The sequence below is a fragment of the Mycobacterium sp. E2497 genome (assembly GCF_001668695.1).
Classification (GTDB): Bacteria; Actinomycetota; Actinomycetes; order Mycobacteriales; family Mycobacteriaceae; genus Mycobacterium.
This window is the reverse complement of record NZ_LZKD01000146.1, coordinates 1-16,752: the sequence shown is the minus strand read 5'-3', so window position 1 is coordinate 16,752 and position 16,752 is coordinate 1. Positions and strand designations below refer to the sequence as shown.

General features: G+C 67.5%; 18 protein-coding genes. All 18 read left to right on the top strand.

Annotated features, from left to right (window positions below):
* The first annotated feature begins 417 nt into the window (after nucleotides 1-417).
* Nucleotides 418-831 (top strand): acyl carrier protein, encoded by a 414-nt coding sequence (locus tag A5713_RS13435; RefSeq protein WP_068096138.1) that lies wholly within the window; start codon nucleotides 418-420, stop codon nucleotides 829-831.
* Nucleotides 803-1,396 carry a holo-ACP synthase gene (gene acpS, locus A5713_RS13430; protein WP_369804442.1) on the top strand — a complete coding sequence of 198 codons (594 nt, stop codon included), beginning with the start codon at nucleotides 803-805 and terminating at the stop codon, nucleotides 1,394-1,396. Before A5713_RS13435 ends, acpS begins: the two co-directional genes overlap by 29 nt.
* A complete protein-coding gene (locus tag A5713_RS29475) occupies nucleotides 1,386-1,511 on the top strand; it encodes a hypothetical protein (RefSeq protein ID WP_255398385.1) in 126 nt (41 codons plus the stop codon). Before acpS ends, A5713_RS29475 begins: the two co-directional genes overlap by 11 nt.
* Entirely contained in the window at nucleotides 1,508-2,779 is a 1,272-nt protein-coding gene (locus A5713_RS13425) for a beta-ketoacyl synthase (RefSeq protein ID WP_068096133.1), read from the top strand. Before A5713_RS29475 ends, A5713_RS13425 begins: the two co-directional genes overlap by 4 nt.
* Nucleotides 2,776-4,113, top strand: coding sequence for a beta-ketoacyl synthase (locus A5713_RS13420; RefSeq protein WP_068096131.1), 1,338 nt, complete (start codon nucleotides 2,776-2,778; stop codon nucleotides 4,111-4,113). The genes A5713_RS13425 and A5713_RS13420 overlap by 4 nt, the downstream gene beginning before the upstream one ends.
* 39 nt (nucleotides 4,114-4,152) lie before the next feature.
* Nucleotides 4,153-6,519 carry a beta-ketoacyl-[acyl-carrier-protein] synthase family protein gene (locus A5713_RS13415; protein ID WP_068096130.1) on the top strand — a complete coding sequence of 789 codons (2,367 nt, stop codon included), beginning with the start codon at nucleotides 4,153-4,155 and terminating at the stop codon, nucleotides 6,517-6,519.
* Nucleotides 6,516-7,682 carry a 3-oxoacyl-ACP synthase III family protein gene (locus A5713_RS13410; protein ID WP_197516370.1) on the top strand — a complete coding sequence of 389 codons (1,167 nt, stop codon included), beginning with the start codon at nucleotides 6,516-6,518 and terminating at the stop codon, nucleotides 7,680-7,682. The genes A5713_RS13415 and A5713_RS13410 overlap by 4 nt, the downstream gene beginning before the upstream one ends.
* Nucleotides 7,683-7,726: 44 nt before the next feature.
* The gene (locus A5713_RS13405) at nucleotides 7,727-8,935 is read left to right on the top strand and encodes an NAD(P)/FAD-dependent oxidoreductase (protein WP_068096128.1); all 1,209 of its coding nucleotides are present in this window, start codon (nucleotides 7,727-7,729) and stop codon (nucleotides 8,933-8,935) included.
* Nucleotides 8,936-8,976: 41 nt separating this feature from the next.
* Entirely contained in the window at nucleotides 8,977-9,849 is an 873-nt protein-coding gene (locus tag A5713_RS13400; RefSeq protein ID WP_231980392.1) for an ester cyclase, read from the top strand.
* A gap of 70 nt (nucleotides 9,850-9,919) precedes the next feature.
* Complete coding sequence (locus tag A5713_RS13395) at nucleotides 9,920-10,822, top strand: S9 family peptidase (protein WP_068096126.1); 903 nt, start codon at nucleotides 9,920-9,922, stop codon at nucleotides 10,820-10,822.
* Between the two features lie 93 nt (nucleotides 10,823-10,915).
* The gene (locus tag A5713_RS13390; RefSeq protein ID WP_067924507.1) at nucleotides 10,916-11,200 is read left to right on the top strand and encodes a chorismate mutase; all 285 of its coding nucleotides are present in this window, start codon (nucleotides 10,916-10,918) and stop codon (nucleotides 11,198-11,200) included.
* Nucleotides 11,201-11,611: 411 nt separating this feature from the next.
* On the top strand, nucleotides 11,612-13,216 hold the full coding sequence (locus A5713_RS13385) for an AMP-binding protein (RefSeq protein ID WP_068096124.1): 1,605 nt from the start codon (nucleotides 11,612-11,614) through the stop codon (nucleotides 13,214-13,216).
* A gap of 9 nt (nucleotides 13,217-13,225) precedes the next feature.
* On the top strand, nucleotides 13,226-14,779 hold the full coding sequence (locus A5713_RS13380) for a phenylalanine aminomutase (D-beta-phenylalanine forming) (RefSeq protein ID WP_067924503.1): 1,554 nt from the start codon (nucleotides 13,226-13,228) through the stop codon (nucleotides 14,777-14,779).
* A 34-nt stretch (nucleotides 14,780-14,813) separates the two neighbouring features.
* Nucleotides 14,814-15,188 (top strand): 3-hydroxyacyl-ACP dehydratase FabZ family protein, encoded by a 375-nt coding sequence (locus A5713_RS13375; RefSeq protein ID WP_197516369.1) that lies wholly within the window; start codon nucleotides 14,814-14,816, stop codon nucleotides 15,186-15,188.
* Nucleotides 15,188-15,685, top strand: coding sequence for a 3-hydroxyacyl-ACP dehydratase FabZ family protein (locus A5713_RS13370; protein WP_068096120.1), 498 nt, complete (start codon nucleotides 15,188-15,190; stop codon nucleotides 15,683-15,685). The genes A5713_RS13375 and A5713_RS13370 overlap by 1 nt, the downstream gene beginning before the upstream one ends.
* Nucleotides 15,682-15,927 carry an acyl carrier protein gene (locus tag A5713_RS13365; RefSeq protein WP_068096118.1) on the top strand — a complete coding sequence of 82 codons (246 nt, stop codon included), beginning with the start codon at nucleotides 15,682-15,684 and terminating at the stop codon, nucleotides 15,925-15,927. Before A5713_RS13370 ends, A5713_RS13365 begins: the two co-directional genes overlap by 4 nt.
* Before the next feature lie 108 nt (nucleotides 15,928-16,035).
* Complete coding sequence (locus A5713_RS13360) at nucleotides 16,036-16,518, top strand: DUF1772 domain-containing protein (protein WP_142393413.1); 483 nt, start codon at nucleotides 16,036-16,038, stop codon at nucleotides 16,516-16,518.
* A gap of 37 nt (nucleotides 16,519-16,555) precedes the next feature.
* A partial coding sequence (locus A5713_RS29195; RefSeq protein WP_156751873.1) for a hypothetical protein occupies nucleotides 16,556-16,752 on the top strand: 197 nt, incomplete at its 3' end.

Below are 16,752 nucleotides of genomic sequence, written 5' to 3'. Positions count from 1 at the left end.
CGTGTACGCGCTGACCGGGTGCTTTGCGGCCGTGCGCAGCACGTCGACCCAGCGGACCGGTCCGGTGAGCTGACCCCGCAGCAGTTCCCGGGCCTCCTCGCCCGAGCGAACGTAGGTGCCGGTGACCGAACTGATCACCGGCAACGTGGGGTCAGCTCACCGGACCGGTCCGCTGGGTCGACGTGCTGCGCACGGCCGCAAAGCACCCGGTCAGCGCGTACACGGAGATTGGCCCGGGCCGCGTGCTCAGCGGACTCGCCCGGCGAACGCTCGGAGAGGTCTGCATCCGCTCCACTGGAGACCCGCGTCGCCTGACGGCGCTCTACCGCGAACTGGCACCGGATGCTGGCCCGTCGACGGCCTGCAACAGCCCGGCCCATCCATTAGCAGCAGTGATCCAAGAAGGGTGAAGAACATATGTCTCAACAGGAAAAGAACTTCGACACCGTCGTCCAGGAGGCAGTCGCCGCCGCGCTAGGCGTCGACATCGAGGAGGTCGTACCCGAGGCCACCCTGCTGGGTGACCTGGACGCCGAGTCCATCGACCTGCTCGACGTCCTGTTCCGCATCGAAAAGGCGTCGGGCGTAAAGATCAAGGTCGCGGACATGGCCGAACTGCTCCAGGGCGGCATACCCGACGAGGAATTCGCCGACGAGAACGACATCATCAACGAGGTCGGATTGGCTCAGCTCAAGAAGTCGCTGCCGCAGATCGATGTGGAGGAACTGGCCGGCAAGCTCACGGCGGACGAGGTGCTGACCCTGTTCACCGTTCAGAACCTGACGGATCTGGTGACCGAGCGTGCTGCCCGCTCCACAGCGTCAGTGTGAAACGGGGGAGGGGCGGCCGCCAGACCGCTCCGCCCCGTCGCCACTGCGGGTGCGGACCGGTGTGGACCTGGTCGAAGTGGCCCGGATAGAGGAGCTGATGACCTCGCAACCCGAGCTGAGGGAACGGGTGTTCACCTCCCGCGAGCTGGCCTACTGCTATCGGCGCAGAAGGGTGGGCGAGCACCTGGCATGTCGGTGGGCCGCCAAGGAGGCCGTGCTCAAGAGCCTGGGGACCGGGATGGGCCCGCGGATGGAGTGGACGGATATCGAGGTCGTCAATGACCGTGGCGGACGCCCCACAGTGCGGCTGTACGGCGAGGTGGCCGTCGTCGCCCGATCCCTAGACATGGACTACATCGACATCTCTCTGAGCCACGGCGGAGGACTCGCTGTCGCTCAGGCCGTCCTGGTGTGCCTGCCCTGCCCCTCGGCGCCGCCCCCTAGCGGGAGCCGCCCGTCCGCGGGGCTTCGGACACAGCACCAGCCCGCACCAGATACGGCGGAAGAAGACGATCCGGCAGGGCAGTCGGATCGGGCAGAAGGAGGCGATCGGTATGAGGCTTGACCGCCGGACCGCGCAGCTCGGACTGGGGCGGCCCAAGACTGGCGAAATGGCGCGGTTCCATCCGATGGGCCACGTCGACGGCGAGCAGATGCCGCGGACGGAGGCGGTGCTATGAACCGCAGGGTAGTCGTGACCGGCATGGGCGCCGTGACCCCGCTGGGCAACGACGCGCCGAGCACATGGCAGGGATTGGTCGAAGGGCGCAGCGGAGTCGGTCAGCTGACCACGATCGACACCACCGGCTTCGAGGTGACCATCGCCGGCGAGGTTAAGGACTTCACGCTCGGCGATGTGGTGCCCAGCTCGGTCGGTCTCCGCCATCTGTTACGGCCGGGCACCTTCGGTGTGGCCGCTGCCTGGGAGGCACTGCGCGACGCGGCCGTCGACAAGGAGACGTACGACAGCGCGGACATGGGCGTGGCCATGGGGGCGTGCGTGGACCGGCCGGACCTGCAGTGGCTGGTGGACGTCGGCGCGCTGCGCGACGAGACGGGTCGCGATGACGCGTTCATCCCGTACGCGCCCTCGGACGCGGTGGCCTACAGCCAGAACATCGCGGCGGCGGCCATGGCCCGGATGGTTGACGCGACCGGCCCGATGATGGGCCTGTCCACGGCCTGCTCAAGTTCCGGCCACGCCATTGGGGAGGCGTTTCGCGCCTTACAAGAGGGCGACGCGACGCTCATGCTCGCCGGCGGCTATGACTCGCTGACGACCTGGCTCGACGTGCTCTGCTTCAACCTGCTGGGCGCACTGACGAAGGACTACAACGACGCCCCGGAGCGGGCCAGCCGCCCGTTTGACGCTAATCGGTCCGGGTTCGTGCTCGGGGAGGGCGGCATCGTCGTAGTGCTCGAGGAACTGGAGGCGGCCCGGGCCCGCGGGGCGCGCATTCTTGCCGAGATCCTGGGTTACGGCACCAGCTTGAACGCCTGGCGGATAACCGATTCGCCGCCGGACGGCAGCGGAGCCATCGAATCCATCCAGGCGGCAATCGCGGACGCCGGTCTCGAGCCGACCGACATCGACTACGTCGTAGCGCACGGCACCAGCACTCCGGGCAACGACCTCTCGGAGACCACTGCGATCAAGAAGGTGTTCGGTGACGCCGCCGAACGGCTGGTGATTAGTTCACCCAAGTCGATGGCCGGTCATCTCACCGCGGCGGCCGCCGGTTTGAGCGTGTTGGCGGCCATCGGGGCGATCAACAACTCAGTGGTGCCGCCGACCATCAACCAGGAGGCACCCGACCGGCGTCTCGGCCTCGACTTCGTCCCGAACACAGCTCGCGAGCGAGACGTGCGGTACGCCCTCGTTAACGCGTTCGCCTTCGGTGGCACCAACGTCGGGCTAGTCGTGGGGCGCTACGAGGAGGAGCGATGACGACCGCGCAGCGGATCCGAACTACAACACCGCACAACGGCACCGGGCGCCAGGTCGTCATCAGTGGTATCGGAGTGCTGACCGCGCTGGGCGAGGGCCCCGAGGCCAACTGGAAGGCCCTGGTGACCGGCAAGTCCGGGATTGGCCCGATCAGGGCCTACGATCCGTCGCCGCTGCAAACCCGACTGGGTGGCGAAATCGCCGATTTCGACGCGTCCCGGTTCGCCACCAGGCGCCAGCTGCGCACCATCAACCGAGGCGACTGCCTGGCGCTGGCCGCCGCCAGGCTCGCCCTCGACGACGCGGACCTGCCGCACACCCAGACTGGCGGCGACGAGCTCGGCCATCGGGCCGGCCTATATCTCGGCGGAAACAAGTCGCTCGGGCGCACTGAGCAGCTGATCGACGAGCTGAAAACCATCCGCCGGCCAGACGGTACCGCCGACCTCGCGCACCTTGCGCGACACGGCGATCGCATCATGCCGCCACTGTTCTTCGTCGAGGGGCTGCCCGCCGGCGCGGTGTTCAACATCTCGCAGGTGTACGGCATCCGGGGCTCCAGCAGCTTCTTCGCGGGCTACGCGGACGCCGGTGCCACCGCGATCGGCCGGGCCATGCGCGCTGTGCGACGCGGGGACGCGGATGTGGCGATCGCCGGCGGCTACGACGACGCCACCAGCTGGTGGTCGATGACGCTTCTGGACAGGCTTGGCCTCCTGACCACCCGCAACGAGCGGGGGCGCGGGGCGTACCGGCCCTACGACCGGGGCCGCGACGGAGGGCTCCCCGGCGAGGGCGCCGCGCTGCTGGTGCTCGAGGAGAAGCAAGCGGCGCTCGACCGCGGCGCCCGGATCTATGCAGAGCTCAGCGGTTATGGCGCCGGCCATGACGCTCGTACACCACCGGCCGCAGACCCGGAGGGACGCGGTTTGGCCCGAGCGGTGCGGCGCTCGCTCGACGACGCCCGGCTGGCTGCCGACGACCTCGGCTACGTTGCCGCCGACGGCTCCGGGACCCGGCTAGGGGACTCCGGCGAGGCTGCCGCTCTGCGTGCCGCGCTGGGCCCCGCCGTCCGGTCGGTGCCGGTGAGCTGTGTCAAGCCGCAGACCGGTCATCTCGTCGGGGGCGGCGGTGCGCTCAACGCTGCCGTGGCCGCGCTGGCCCTATACCACGGGTCCGTGCCCGCGACGCTCAACCTCGATGACCCCGACCCGGCCTGCGATCTGAACCACGTCCGCGGCAGCGCCCGCGAGTCTCAGCCCTCCCATGCGATGGCTCTGGCCCGGGGCATCGAGGGCCAGGCCGTGGCGCTGACCCTGTCCAGGCACGCGTAAGCGGGCGAACGCTGCTGTTCAGAGAGGGAGCAGACGAAAGTGACTGACGTTCCTGACCCGGCTGTCAGTGTGATAATCGCGTCGGTTGGCGCGGTCACCTCGCACGGCGGTTCGGCTGCAGCCCTGTGGGACGGGGTGCGCGCGGGGCGAGTATCTATTGCGCCGGTGCGCCGCCTGCCCATGGACGACTACCAGACCGCCCTGGGTGGCGAGGTCACTGAGAGCTGCTCACCCAGTTACGACTACGCCCCGGGCTCCGACAGCCGTGATCTGTCCGTCGACTACGCCCTGACCGCCGCCGCGGAGGCCATGGCAGGCTCAGGTCTGCGGGTCGACGCGGACATCCCGGCCGAGCGGTGGGGCGTCGCGTACGGTACCTGCCACGGCGGCTGGCGCAGCGCCGAACTCGCCTTGCGCGAGCTGCGGGAAGGCAACACACCCGACTGGCACCGCTACACGTTCGTACCGCCACACGCCGGTGCGGAGGCGCTGTCGGCAGCATTCGGTCTCAAGGGGCCGGTGTTCAGCGTCAACACGGCATGTGCCTCGAGCGCGCACGCGATGGCCCATGCCCTGGACGTGATCCGGGCGGGGCGGGCCGATGCGATGCTGGTCGGCGGCGCGGATGCCTTCACCGAGTCGGCGTTCGCCGGGTTCAGCAGCCTGTGGTCGCTCTCTCCGCGGCCAGCGGCGCCCTACTCTAAGGACCGGTCCGGGCTGACCCTGGGCGAGGGCGGCGGGATGCTGGTGTTGCTCTCCCGGCGGGTCGCGGAGCGGACCGGTTCCCCGGTCATCGCGGAGGTACTGGGTTATGGCCTGTCCGCCGACGGCTATCACCCGACGGCCCCACACCCCGAGGGCGAGGGCGCAGCCCGGGCGATCCTCGCAGCGCTCGATTCTTCGGATCTGACACCCGACGACGTCCGGTACATCAACGGACACGGCACAGGGACGCCGAAGAACGACACGGCTGAGAGCAAGGCGGTGCTCGCCGCGCTTGGCGAGAGTGCCGCAAAGACCGCGCTGTCCAGTACCAAGTCGATGATCGGCCATCTGCTGGGCGCTGCGGGTGCGGTGGAGGGCATCGTCACCGTGCTGGCCCTGCGTGACCAGGTGGTGCCGCCCACTGCGTCCTTCACCGAGCCGGATCCCCAGTGCGGCCTTGACCCGGTGGCAGGCACGGGCCGGCCGATGGTGTTGGACACCGCGCTGTCCAACAACTTCGGATTCGCCGGCGCCAACGCCACCATCGCTTTCGCCCGCGCCGGCGGCGCCTACGCGCCGGCGCCGGCCGGAGCCCCGGAGGACGTCGTGGTGACCGGATTCGGTGCGATCACCTCGGCCGGCGAGGGTCCCGAGGCTCTTTGGGCGGCCTATGCGGCCGGGCGCCAGCAAGGTGTTTCGGAGCATGGTCTGCGGTTGGCGCGGGCCGAGTTCGACCGTTCGGCCGCCGGCTCCGCCAGGGAGCGGCGGCGGATGGACAAGGTTTCTCAGCTCGCCGTCGCCGTGTGCAGAGCCGCCCTGAGCGCGGCGGGAGCGGAAGATGACGCGGACGCAGTCGCCGCGACAGGCGTAGTGCTCGGCACGGGCATCGGGCCGATGGAGTTCAGCGAACGTTTCACCGTCCCGGTTCTGCGCGAAGGCGCCCGGGCCGCAAACCCCGCGGTGTTCCCGTTCACCGTGTTCAACGGGGCGGCCGGAATGGTCGCCATGGCCCTGGGCACCAAGGGGCCGACGTCGACGCTGACGTCGGGGCATGCAGCGGGCGCCGCGGCATTGGGGGTCGCGTACGACATGCTGCGCGCCGGACGTGCCGAGCGGCTGTTGGTGCCCGCGGTCGAGGCGTTCTCACCCGCCGTGCTGGCCGCGTACCACGGCATCCCGTTGTTCGGTTCGGCGGCCGGGCGCCGGTACACGCTTGCCGAGGCCGGTATCGCACTAATGCTGGAGCGCCGGTCGAGCGCCGAGCGACGCGGCGCCCCGGTGCACGCCGAGGTGCTGGGGTACGAGACCGCATCAGATGCGCGTGGCATCGGCCGTTGGGACCCGAGTGGTAACGGCATGGAGAGGGCGATGCGCGGGGCACTGCGCGGCGCCGGGCTCAAGCCGAACGACGTCTCAGCCGTCTGGGCGAACGCGGCGGGCCTGGCTGCCGTCGACCGTCCTGAACAGGCCGCCGTCGAGCGGGTGTTCGGCACGGGCGGGGTGCGGTTCGAGGCTCCGAAGCGGATACTCGGCGAGCCGATCGGCGCGGGTGCCCAGCTCTCGGCGGTCCTCGCCGTCGGTACCTGGCGCGAGGGCGGGAGCCGCAGCCCTGTCCTGATCAACAGCTCATCTCTCGGCGGCACCCACACCTCGCTCGCCCTGTCCCCCGCACCCCTCCAAGGAACGGAGTCCGGCCAATGACCGCCACGTACGACGTGAAGATCCTCTCCAGCGGCAGCTTTGTCCCGGGAGAACCATTGGACAATGCGACGCTCGAGAAGTATGTCGGACCGCTGCCGGACGACGTCCTCGACGGCATTCAGGTCAAGACCAGGCACTGGATGATCGACCCGGCGACCGGCGAGCACACGATCAACAACAGCCGGATGGCTGAACGTGCTTCCCGGCAGGCGCTGGAACGGGCTGGTCTGGAGCCCGACGAGGTCGACCTGATCGTGGTGTGCACGGCGACGCCGGAGTACACGCTGCCCAACGTCGCCACCACCCTGCAGCACTACCTGGGTCTGGAGAGTGTCGCCGCGATCGAGATCCGCGGGGCCTGCGCGGGCTGGGTACAGGCGCTGGACCTGGCCCGGCGGCACCTGGCCGACGGGACGGCGCGCACCGCCCTCGTCGTGGGGAGCGACGTCGCCTCGCCGCTGATGGCGCCGCTTTTTCTGGGCACTGACCCGGCGCGCGTACGGATGCGGGACCGGTTGACGCTGTACACATTCGGCGACGGTGCGGCGGCCGTGGTGATGCAGGCTGAACCGGCGGAGGTATCGGCGGACGAGTTCACCTTCATCAACGCCTGCGTGGGTGGCCTGCGAAAGCCCGGCATGGAAATCATTGGCGGCGGTACGGACGTGCCGCAGGCCGAGCAGATGCGCCGGCGCCAGCTGATCCAGATGAAGATCGATGTCCCCGGCACCTCCAAATTCGGGCCACGGGTCTTCGTCCGCGCGATTCAGGAGATGGCACGGAAGGAAGGCCGGGCGCTTGAAGAGTTCGACGCGATCGTGCTGCCGGAGGGCAACGCAGACTACTTCGCCGACGAGTACACGGCCGCCGGCCTGTCCGCCGAGGACAACCAGGCACTTACCGGGCGGATCGTGGAGAACCTCGCCGCGGTGGGGGCGACCGGCTCGGCTGCGGTGCCGCTGTCCCTGGACGCGGGTTGGACCTCGGGGCGCATCCGGCCGGGAGACCGGATCGTGCTGCTTGGCATCGAGGCCAGCCGGTACGTGTACACCGGGCTTTCGGTCACCTGGCGGGCGCCCCTGCCGCCTTTGACGGCCGACAGCCAGTTTTCAGACACCCCCGACTCTTACCCGGATGGCGCGATGGCTGGGCTGAGCGGTTAACCCAACTGCCGCCGAGTCGTCCGCACTGACCCGAAGGAGAAGTCATGTCCGCAGAAACGCCCCATGTCAGACGCCGGGTTCTCATCGCCGGCGGCGGGATCGGCGGGATTGCCACCGCACTGGCCTTGCAGCAGCGGGGTATCGACTCCGTCGTCTTCGAACGCGCACCCCGACTCCGCGACGGCGGCGCCGGACTGCACATCTGGACCAACGGCATGCTGGCTCTGGCCTACCTCGGAGTCGCCGAAGAGGTAGCCAAGATCGCTCCCGCGCAGTCCGTGTGCCACTTCGCGACCTCGACCGGTCGGGTCATCGGCGAGTACCCGGTGGGCCAATTCGTCGAGCGCTACGGGCAACCCACCGTCGCCATCAGCCGCTCCGACCTGCACGACATTCTGCGTAAAGCCGTGACAGCTCCCATCGTCACTGGCGCCGAAGTCACCGGGTATACCGAGCATGCCGATGGGGTGAGCGTTCACTTCGCCGACGGCACCTCCGAGGAGGGCGACATGCTGGTCGGATCCGACGGCATCCATTCCACCGTCCGCGGCCGGCTGCTGGGTCCCGAACCTCCCGACTACACCGGCTACATCGCTTGGCGTGGCCACGCCAACATGACTCCTGCGGAGTTCCCGCCCGGCACCTTCCGAGCGCTGTTCGGTCCCGGAACCCGCTTCACGTATTACGACATTGCCCCCGGCGTCGTGCACTGGATGAGCGTCGCCAACGGCCCCGCCGGCCTGCGCGACGAGGGCACGCCCGAGCAGACCCTGGACATGCTGCGCGCCAGGCACGCCGGCTGGATCGCCCCGGTTCAGCAGATTCTCGACGCCACCACTCCGGAGAGCATCCTGCGCAGCGATGTCATGGACCGCAAACCAGACTCTGTCTGGGGACGGGGGCGGGTCACCCTGCTAGGCGACTCCGCGCACCCCATCAGCTTCAACATCGGGCAGGGCGCCTGCCTGGCAATCGAAGACGCCCTGGTCCTGGCCGATCATCTCGCCACGCCCGGTGCCACCATCACCCAGGCGCTGCGCGCCTACGAGGCCGAGCGGCAGCAGCGAACCCGGCCGATGCAGTTGTTGGCGCACCGGATCGGCGTGATCGGCGCCCTGCAGAACCCGGCCGCCATCTGGTTGCGCGACCGGATTCTCAAACTCGTCTGGAATCGCACCTTCCACACCGCGGAACACGAACACGTCGCGTACGGCATGCGGTGGGCCCCCAGGAGCACCGCCAGCGCGACATGAGCGTGTTCGGAACCGCCGAGACCGATGAGAGGACTGCTGTCTTGACCACTGCGACCAGGATCCCGCCAGCGTGGGAAAGCGCTGAGGAACGCAACAAGGCGACCATCCGGCGGGTCTTCGCCGAGTTCGTCAACCAGGGCGACTTCTCGCTGGTCGACGAGCTCTACCGGCCGGACGTCGTCGACCACGCCGGCCTGCCCGGCGCGCCCGAGGGCGCCGAGGGCGTGAAATACACCATCGCCGGACTGCGTGAGGCGTTCCCCGACTTCCACGTCACCATCGAGGACATCAGTGCACACGACGACATGGTCGTCATCCACAACACCTGGCGCGGCACTCACCAGGGCGATCTGCTGGGGGTGGCGCCCACCGGCCGTGCGTTCCTTTCCGTCGGCATCGTCATTTGGCGGTTCGACGAGGAGGGCAGGATCGCCGAGCGATGGGAGCATGGTGTGGCATCCAACATGTTCGCCGCGCTCGGCCTGCGGATGCTGGCCCCCCGCAAAGGCGGCCGGAGCACCGTGGACGGCGTCCGGTCCGTGGTGCGCACGGTGCCGTTGAACAACGAGAAGGCCAGCGCCTGGCACCTGCTCATCGCCGAGTTGCAGGGGCCGCGCCGACGCGACTACGAGGCCTCCCGGCGGAGGCTGGGCATCACCCACGAGGTGCTCCGCATCGACCCTCGGCCCGATCAGGACTACGCGATCGTGCACTTCGAGACCGTGGCACCGGAGCGGACCAGGAAGCGCTGGACTGAGTCACAGCACCCCTTCGACCAGTGGCTGCGTGAACAGATCCTCGACATCCACGGCGAGGATCCGTGGGCGGCCCCCGTCACATCCGCCGAGTCGGCCGGTCTCACCTGGACAGCGCCACCACGACTCACCCCTAACCGCCCCGATGGCTCCCCTTAGCGACTCCGGCGGCACCGGTCGGTCTGCAACCGACAAGGACACCGTGAGCGTGCCCGGGACGGACCGAAATATGCCGTCGCAGACCCAGTCGGCCGGGGTCCGCACGATCCTCCTTGAGGCTGCGGGCCTGACCCTGTCCGGCCTGTTGGCCGAGCCGCCCGACAGGCAGCCACGGGCGACCGTCCTCGCGGTGCACGGTGGCGGCATGCGCGCGGGCTACTTCGACGGGCAGGCCCAGCCTGACTTATCTCTGCTCACGCTGGGCGCACAGCTCGGCTTCACGGTCCTGGCGCTCGACCGGCCCGGGTATGGCCGCTCCGCGGCGCAGGTACCCGACGGCATGACCCTCGACGAGCAGGCCGCCGTCCTGCCCGGGGCTCTCGACGCGTTCGCCGAACGGCACGCCGTCGGGAAGGGCTTCCTGTTGCTGGCCCATTCCTACGGCGGCAAACTCGCCCTTGCGACCGCCGCGCGCACCCCCGGACTGCTTGCGCTGGATGCCTCCGGTATCGGCCACCGATTCAACTTCGATTCGGCCGACCGGACACTGCTCCGCCGCCGCATGGAATGGGAACGCAACTGGGGACCGCTGGGTCTCTACCCCCCAGGCACTTTCCGCGCGGCCGAGGCGCTGGTCGCCCCCGTGCCCGCCCGCGAGGCCGCCGAGGTGTACCTGTGGCCGGCGAGGTTCGAGGAACTGGCGCCGCGGATCGAAATCCCGCTGCGGCTGACGTTTGCCGAGCACGAGGCCTGGTGGCTTCACGACGAGCCGGACATCGCGGACTTGTGCTCCCGGCTGACCAAGGCACCCGTCGTCCGGGTGGAACGCCAACCCGACGCGGGCCACAACATCAGCCTCGGCCGGGTCGCCCGCTGCTACCACCTGCGCGCGTTTGCCTTCTTTGAAGAGTGCCTGCAAGCCACTCCGAAGACCCCGGCTCGGCCAACGCGCACCCCCGGGGAAGCGACATGACCAGGCCCTCCGAACCGATGCCGCCGCTACCTCACCACCAAGCTGCGGCGCTTTGACGAGCACTTCACCACTTAGCCCTCAAGGAGATGAACGATGAGCGTGAACAGAGAGACGACCGGCGCGCGCACCGACGATGCGGCGGTCCTGATCGGTGGTACCCGCGAGCGGATCGATGCGCTGGACGAGCGGATCATCGCTTTGGTGCTTGAGCGCATGTTCGTCTCGGACAAAATCCAGCAGGCTCGGATCACCTCGGGCGGCTGCCGGGTGCATCTCTCGCGCGAGATGCAGGTCCTCAGACGGTATCGCGAGTCGCTTGGCAAACCCGGCACGGCCTTCGCCATGGCCCTGCTCGATCTCTGCCGGGGCCAGTTCTGAGCGTGCGCGGTTGTGTCGTTCACGACCGCGCGTCTGAGCAACAGCAAATTTCAAGAGGGCGATTCGCCGACCGTTGACACGGGATCGTTTCCTGGGAGCCGGCTGTCGATCGCGCTCCCGCAAAGCATTCTGAGGCTGGCTGACCCGTCTGCCCGAGTTCGACACCTCTCTCACTTCATCGATGTTCGGCAACGACGTCGCCGCGTGTTGGGGCGCACGTGGGCAAATGATGGTAGCCAAATTACGACCGTGCAGCCGCCCGTATAGCGCGTCACCCTGGCAATCCATCCCGCATCAAGATGCGCTCCAGTTCGGCGCCCGTCCCGGTGTCGAACGATTAATCCCAAGAGCCCGATGCGGCAACAGAAGAAGGCCGCTCGACTCAACCGCTCGAGTGAGAACGGGGACGCTATGGAACGTGCGCATCCTTCGGCCGACAACCTGTATCGGCTGCTCATGGCGCCTGCGGACGGCACCCCGGACAAACCTGCAGTGGTCGAGGCAGACGAGAACGGAACTCTGGAAGAGATCTCCTACCGGCGCCTCGACGGCCAAATCCGGGAGTACGCAGCGGTCTTGGACAGCCTCGGGCTTGATGTCGGTGACCGCGTAGCAGTCGAGGCGGACACCTCGGCAGCCTCGGTGGCCATGCTGCTGGCGTGCTCGATGCTCGGTTTGGCGTTTGTGCCGGTGAGCCCGCAGACGCCGGACACCCGCCTCCGGGCGATCCTGCAGTCGGTCGAACCGGAACTGCACGCACGGGCGGACGGCATCAAGCACAGGGAACTGCCAGAGGCAAGCGGCAGTGCGCAGTTCGGCTCGAACGGCCTGGTGATCGAGCGCGCGCCGGCGAGCAAGGCGCGCCGGCGCCGGAACGTGGTCGCCACCGATACCGCGTACATCATCTTCACCTCCGGTTCGACCGGTTGTCCCAAAGGCGTGGTGATGAGCCACCGGGCAATTGTGACGTTCCTCCGCGCGATGCTGGACGACGGATTGGCCGGACCCGACGACAGGGTTGCCAGCACATCACCGCTCCAATTCGACTTCGCGCTGTTCGGGATCGGCGTGGCCCTGAGCAGCGGTGCCACACTCGTACCCGTTCGGCGGGAGCACCTCAGCTCACCTCGGCGCATGGTCGCTGTCCTGCGAAACGCCGAGGTCACCCAGATTCACGGCGTTCCGTCACTATGGCGACCCGTCCTGCGCCACGATCCAGATTTGCTCAAGGAATTGGAGGGGCTGCGCTCAGTCGTATTCGCTGGCGAGGAGTTCCCGATCCCTGAGATTCGCCAGCTGCAGGCGGTGCTTCCCGGCGTCAGCCTCATCAACGGCTACGGAGCGACAGAGTCGATGGCCGCCTCGTTCACCCATGTTCCGCATCCGCTGCCGACCGAGCAGGACCGACTGTCGATCGGACACGCCCACGCAGGGGCCGAGATGACCCTGGTGGACGATCACGGACAGGTGGTCACCCGGCCCGGCCTGATCGGGGAGATCTACCTGCGTAGCCCGGCGCTGTTCACCGGCTACTGGAACGACCCCGAGGCCACAGCCGCAGTGCTGGTGTCCGACCCGGTCGAGCCGCGGCATGGGCAGACAGTGCTTCGCACGGGCGATCTGGCCCGCCTGGGTTCAGCGGGCGAGCTCTACTTCGTGGGCCGATCCGACTACCAGGTACAGGTCCGCGGAAATCGGGTGGAGCTGGGCGAGGTGGAGAGCGTCCTCACTCGCTTTCCCGCCGTGACGGCGGCCGCGGCGACCCTGGTAGCGCGGTCGGGGGACCACATTCTGATGGCGGCCGTCGTCCTCGACCGCCCGGAATCGGAACTCGACGAAGTCGCTGCACTCGCGTTCTGTGCGCGGGAGCTGCCCACCTACATGGTGCCTCGGTCGATTTACACCTTGCCGGAGCTTCCCTTGACCGAAAACGGGAAGGTCGATCGCGCGTTGCTCAGGCAACGGCTGGCCGCTCCCGAAAGCACGTCCGAATTACAACCCGCTACGAACGCTTAGGAGCTACACGTGGTCTTCACCCTGTCCCTAGATCGGCGGGTTCGGCTGACCGAGATCGAGTCGACCGCGGTCTCAGCCGTTCCTGTGGCCATCGACGACGCCGTTTGCGCACGGGTGGAAACTTCCCGCCAAACGCTGGAGAAGTTCGTCGCGGAGGGGCGCGTCATTTATGGCGTCAACACCAGTATGGGCGGGTTCGTCAATTGGCTGGTTCCGGTATCCATGGCACGCCAACTGCAGGAGAACCTGCTCAATGCAGTGGCGACCAACGTTGGCAAACATCTCGACGACGCCATGGTCCGCGCGATCATGTTGTCCCGCATTGTGTCGCTTGCCCGTGGTAACTCGGCCATTTCCTTGGCCAACCTGGAAAAGCTCATTGCGGTACTGAACTCGGGTGTCGTGCCGTGCGTGCCCGAGAAGGGATCGCTCGGCACCAGCGGCGACCTCGGGCCGTTGGCCGCGATCGCACTGGTGTGCATAGGCCAGTGGAAAGCGAGGCTGGATGGCGAAGTCCTACCGGGCGCCGAGGCGCTGCAACGAGTCGGCATCGTGCCGATGGAACTCAGTTTCAAAGAGGGACTGGCGCTGATCAACGGCACCTCCGGCATGGTGGGGCTGGGCAGCATGAGCGTTGCCCGGGCCCGGCGTCTGCTGCAGTCATATCTGCTCGTGTCGGCCCTATCCGTGGAAGCCCTCGTCGGCAAGACCAAGCCATTCCATCCGCAGGTTCACAAGCTCAAGCCGCACAAGGGACAGCAGGAGGTCGCCAGATTCCTGTGGGACACGTTGGGCGACTCCGGCCTCGCGGTCGACGAGCTCGACACGGAGCACCTTCTCTCGGCTGAGATGGGGGACACCGCAAAGGCGGGATCGCAGTCGATCGAAGACGCGTACTCAGTTCGGTGCACACCGCAGATACTGGGGCCGGTGATGGATAGCGTCGCCACGATCGCGCGGGTCGTCGAGGACGAGCTCAACTCCTCCAACGACAATCCGCTGATCGACCCGGATGAGGCCGAGGTGTTCCACAACGGGCACTTCCACGGGCAATACGTGTCGATGGCAATGGACCACCTGGTCATCGCGATGACCACGCTGATCAACCTGTCCAACCGAAGGATCGACCGATATCTCGACGCCGGCAACAGCAACGGGCTTCCGGGCTTTCTGTGCCGGGAAAACCCCGGCCTGCGGTTGGGGCTGATGGGCGGGCAGTTCATGACCGCCTCACTGACCGCAGAGACCCGGGCGAAGGCAATGCCCATATCCATTCAGTCGTTGACCTCGACCGGAGACTTCCAGGACATCGTTTCCTTCGGCTTCGTCGCGGCCAGGCGCGCCAACGAAGTGTTGGAAAATGTCGCGCACGTGGTCGCTTTCGAACTGCTGTGCGCCTGCCAGGCCGTTGACATCCGAGGCGCCGAGGGCCTGTCGACCGCGACCCGGCGGCTCTACGAACAGACGCGTCAGGTGGTCCCATATCTCGACCGGGACATAACAATCACAGACTACGTAGAAGAGCTCGCGCAGCGCCTCGTCGCTCATCCGGGCATGGGCTGAGGCTGTCGTGCGCGCCTCGACTCGGACAGCGACGGTGTTTGACGCGCTCGACCGCCCACCGCAGACCGAGCACACCCCAGAGGGCACTCGGGTATCCGTGCGGTTGGCCGTAGAACGGGCAGCCGCGCAGATGGCCGGCCACTATCCTGACTTCCCGATCCTGCCGGGGGTTCTCCTGATCGAATGTGTCCGTCAGGCGGCCAGTTCAGCCCGCGGCGCCGAACTTCGGCTGTGCAGCGTCGGCCGCGCTCGCTTCGTCCGACCCCTGCTTCCGGGCGACGAACTGGAACTCTCCCTGCTGCTGACTCCTCAGGCGATCGGGCGGGTCGGGGTGGTCGCTCGCGGCGTGCGTGCCGACGGTCAGACGGCAGCGGAGGTGCACCTCACGCTCGAACCGGCGGGGGTCTGATGTTTGACCACAGCCAGGTGCGCGGTCTACTCCGGCAGCGCCCCCCGATGCTTCTGCTCGATACCGTGCGGGAGTTTTCGCCGCCCAATTCGCTCGTCGCCACCAAGGCTGTCACGGGCGGGGAAGACTGCTACCGGGACATGGAAGACGGAACCGGAATCGAGGGATTCCGGTATCCGTCTGCGCTCGTCCTCGAGTCGTTCGGCCAGGCTGCCTCGCTCCTGTGGTCGCTCGCCGAGCTCGGCCCGCCGGACGAGCTCCCGCTGATGGTCGGCGTCCGCGACCTTGCCTTCACCGCATCAGCCATTCCCGGGGAAGTGCTGGAACACCACGTAGAGCTCCAACATCGTTCCGGGGCGCTCGGTGAGTTCAGCGGTGAGACGCGAGCAGGCGGCCGAACCATTCTCACCGTGGGCTCATTCCTGGTCGTCTCCCGCCCGGCCGCGAGCTTGCTGTCCTCCAGTCCGGTGCCGCCGCAATCGAAGGATGTCAGATGAACGATACGGACAACGCACTCGCAAGGATCCGCGAGATCGTGGCAGAGGTCCTGGCGATGAATCCGGCCGGGATCGACGACACCGCCGACTTCGTTGAGCGTTACCACGCGGACTCACTCAATCTGATGGAGATCACGGCAAAAGTGGAGAAGGAGTATCAGGTGACTCTGCCGCAGAGTGAGCTGCAGCAGGCGTACACCGTCACCGCCTTGTGCGAGGTGGTTGCCCGGCAAACGACCTGAGCGACTGATCGGGGCGATCTGAAGGTGGGCCTGCTGCACCGGGCCGATGGGGAAGCCAGTGGCCCCAACCATCCCGGGAGTGCGGCCCTGAAATCAAGGAGAGTGTTCATGGAGATTGCTACCACTGTCACGGTTCTCGTTGGGCTGCTCGGTGCAGGCGTGACGTATGGCACCGACACATTCGCAGCGGTCGTGTGGGATTCCGCGCTCAAACGCCTCACGAAGGCCGAGCTGACCAGAGTTGTCGGCTTCGTCCACTACTACGGTGATAGGCGCCTGCCCATCCCGGGAGCCATCGGCGCTGTGGCCATTGTGTCTTCGGCGATCCTCGCGTTCGTCGGGCACGATCCGGCCGCAGGAGGACTTCGTGCTGCGGCCGCTGTGCTCACGTTGGTCTGGCTGGCGATCTACTTCATCGTGGCTAAGCCGATCAACGCTAGATTCACCGAAGCGGCGTTGCAGGGTAATGAACTCGATGACGGCCCGTCGCTGGAAGCCGCCTGGAACCGCGTGATCATTCCGCGCGTGCTCTTACTGGCCGGCGTCATCGTGCTGCTGGGCCTTAGCCTGTACCACCACCATTCAGGTTGAAATCCCCACACCGCCAATGAGATACGCCTTGCTAGCGATGCCCGCGCCGGGCGGCCTGGGAGCCGGTCCGGGTGGGGCCGATGCACGGTCGCGAGCCGCGATCGACCATCCCGGGGGCACCGTCGGCGCAGAAGGGAATGGACCGATGAACTGGACCGTCGACATTCCGATCGACCAGCTGCCGTCGCTGCCGCCGTTGCCTGTTGACTTGCGGGCGCGTTTGGACGCTGCGCT

Excerpts from the sequence above, each read along its gene's own strand:
- A5713_RS13420 (WP_068096131.1), top strand. The coding sequence starts at position 2,776 with ATGACGACCGCGCAGCGGATCCGAACTACAACACCGCACAACGGCACC.
- A5713_RS13425 (WP_068096133.1), top strand. The coding sequence starts at position 1,508 with ATGAACCGCAGGGTAGTCGTGACCGGCATGGGCGCCGTGACCCCGCTG.
- A5713_RS13370 (WP_068096120.1), top strand. The coding sequence starts at position 15,188 with ATGTTTGACCACAGCCAGGTGCGCGGTCTACTCCGGCAGCGCCCCCCG.
- A5713_RS13405 (WP_068096128.1), top strand. The coding sequence starts at position 7,727 with ATGTCCGCAGAAACGCCCCATGTCAGACGCCGGGTTCTCATCGCCGGC.
- A5713_RS13385 (WP_068096124.1), top strand. The coding sequence starts at position 11,612 with ATGGAACGTGCGCATCCTTCGGCCGACAACCTGTATCGGCTGCTCATG.
- A5713_RS13395 (WP_068096126.1), top strand. The coding sequence starts at position 9,920 with ATGCCGTCGCAGACCCAGTCGGCCGGGGTCCGCACGATCCTCCTTGAG.
- A5713_RS13435 (WP_068096138.1), top strand. The coding sequence starts at position 418 with ATGTCTCAACAGGAAAAGAACTTCGACACCGTCGTCCAGGAGGCAGTC.
- A5713_RS13360 (WP_142393413.1), top strand. The coding sequence starts at position 16,036 with ATGGAGATTGCTACCACTGTCACGGTTCTCGTTGGGCTGCTCGGTGCA.
- A5713_RS13390 (WP_067924507.1), top strand. The coding sequence starts at position 10,916 with ATGAGCGTGAACAGAGAGACGACCGGCGCGCGCACCGACGATGCGGCG.
- A5713_RS29475 (WP_255398385.1), top strand. The coding sequence starts at position 1,386 with ATGAGGCTTGACCGCCGGACCGCGCAGCTCGGACTGGGGCGGCCCAAG.
- A5713_RS13410 (WP_197516370.1), top strand. The coding sequence starts at position 6,516 with ATGACCGCCACGTACGACGTGAAGATCCTCTCCAGCGGCAGCTTTGTC.
- A5713_RS13365 (WP_068096118.1), top strand. The coding sequence starts at position 15,682 with ATGAACGATACGGACAACGCACTCGCAAGGATCCGCGAGATCGTGGCA.